The sequence below is a fragment of the Mesorhizobium sp. M2C.T.Ca.TU.002.02.1.1 genome (assembly GCF_003997225.1).
On sequence record NZ_RZTO01000936.1, the window covers coordinates 1 to 2,185 of the forward strand.

General features: G+C 64.9%; 2 protein-coding genes. Both read left to right on the top strand.

Annotation, left to right across the window (positions count from 1 at the left end; translation table 11 throughout):
• The first annotated feature begins 253 nt into the window (after positions 1-253).
• A complete protein-coding gene (ispG, locus tag EOD07_RS31665; RefSeq protein ID WP_127238071.1) occupies positions 254-1,504 on the top strand; it encodes a flavodoxin-dependent (E)-4-hydroxy-3-methylbut-2-enyl-diphosphate synthase in 1,251 nt (416 codons plus the stop codon).
• Between the two features lie 4 nt (positions 1,505-1,508).
• On the top strand, positions 1,509-2,185 hold a 677-nt coding region (locus EOD07_RS31670; RefSeq protein ID WP_127238072.1), incomplete at its 3' end, for a lytic transglycosylase domain-containing protein.

The following is a 2,185-nucleotide window of genomic DNA, read 5'->3' on the forward strand; positions in this document are numbered from 1 at the left end:
ACCTCCTCTAGGCACCATAACCGCTCCCGCCGCGGTGCAGCCTCCCGGTGGCAAGAAATGCCACCGGCTTGGTGTTTTATGCTGAATTTCCCGACCGCTTTGGGCGCCATTCGGCAGGCCGATGTTTCCTTTTGAGCCGCGCGGCGGCAAATTGGGAGCAGCGGATTTGACGGCCTTGCCTGCCGCTTGCCATTGACAAGCCATCTTTGCTCCGCCACCTCATGCCCGGAACTTTCAGATGAAGGCGGCCGGCATGACCGGATATTTTTCCTCACCCTTCCCGCGGCGAACGTCGGTCGGCGTATCGGTCGGCGGCGTGATCGTCGGCGGCGGCGCCCCGGTCGTCGTGCAGTCGATGACCAACACTGACACGGCCGATGTAGACCAGACCGTCGCCCAGGTCGCGGCGCTGCACCGCGCCGGCTCGGAAATCGTGCGCATCACGGTCGACCGCGACGAGAGCGCGGCCGCGGTTCCACGCATTCATGAGCGGCTGCTGAGGCTCGGCATCGACGTGCCGCTGGTCGGCGATTTCCACTATATCGGCCACAAGCTGCTCGCCGATCATCCGGCCTGTGCCGAGGCGCTGGCGAAATATCGCATCAACCCCGGCAATGTCGGCTTCAAGGACAAGAAGGACCGACAGTTCGCGGCCATCGTCGAGATGGCGATCAAACACGACAAGCCGGTGCGCATCGGCGTCAACTGGGGCTCGCTCGACCAGGAGCTCTTGACCCGGCTGATGGACGACAACCAGGCGAAGGGCTCGCCGCTCACCGCGCAGGAAGTGACGCGCGAGGCGATCGTGCAGTCGGCGATCCTGTCGGCGGAGATGGCCGAAGAGATCGGGCTTGGCCGCGACAAGATCATCCTGTCGGCCAAGGTCAGCGGCGTGCAGGATCTGATCGCCGTCTATACCGAGCTCGCCACCCGCTCCGACCACGCGCTGCATCTGGGTCTCACCGAGGCGGGCATGGGCACCAAGGGCATCGTCGCCTCTTCCGCCGCGATGGGCATCCTCCTGCAGCAGGGCATCGGCGACACGATCCGCATCTCGCTGACGCCGGAGCCGAATGGCGATCGCACCCGCGAGGTGCAGGTGTCGCAGGAACTCTTGCAGACCATGGGTTTCCGGCAGTTCGTGCCGATCGTCGCGGCTTGCCCCGGCTGCGGGCGCACGACGTCCACCGTGTTCCAGGAACTCGCCCAGGGCATCCAGGCCGACATCCGCAAGAACATGCCGGTGTGGCGCGAGAAATATCCCGGCGTCGAGAACCTCAAGGTCGCGGTGATGGGCTGCATCGTCAACGGCCCGGGCGAATCCAAGCACGCCGATATCGGCATATCGCTGCCCGGCACCGGCGAGACGCCGACGGCGCCGGTCTTCATCGACGGCAAGAAGGCGGCGACGTTGCGCGGACCCTCGATCGCGCAGGATTTCGAGAAGATGGTCGGCGACTATATCGAGCAGCGCTACGGACACGGCAAGGCGGCGGCCGAGTAGGCCGATGCACCGTTTCCTCACGGTGACCCTGGCCTTGCTTTGCTGCCTGAGTTGGGTGGCGGCCGCTTCGGCGGATCCGCCGCAGTCGAAATCGGCTGCCAAACGGCTGATCAGCCGTGTCTGCGATCTGATCGAAACCCAGGCCCGACAGAATGGCCTGCCCAAGGATTTCTTTGCCAGGCTGATCTGGAAGGAAAGCCGTTTCGATCCGAACGCGGTGAGCCCGGTCGGCGCGGAAGGCATCGCGCAATTCATGCCCGGCACCGCCAAGATGCGAGGCCTGGCCAATTCCTTCGACATCGAGCAGGCGATCCCGGCTTCCGCGAAATATCTCGCCGAGATGAAGGCAGGCTACGGCAATCTCGGCCTTGCGGCGGCGGCCTATAATGCCGGCGAGAACCGCGTGTCGCGCTGGCTCTCCTCCGGCGGCTTCCTGCCGATGGAGACGGAAAGCTATGTCTTCGACATCATGGGCGAGCCCGTCGACAAGTTCTCCGACAAATCCTATGCCGGCGCCGTCCAGCCGCTCGATCCCAAGATGAGCTTCGCGGTCGCCTGCCGCCGGCTGCCGGTGATCATGTCACGGACCGTCGCCATGGCCTCGATCAACGTCAAGCCGTGGGGCGTGCAAGTGGCGGGCAATTTCCGCCGCTCGGCGGCGATCGGCCAATGGCTGAGGGT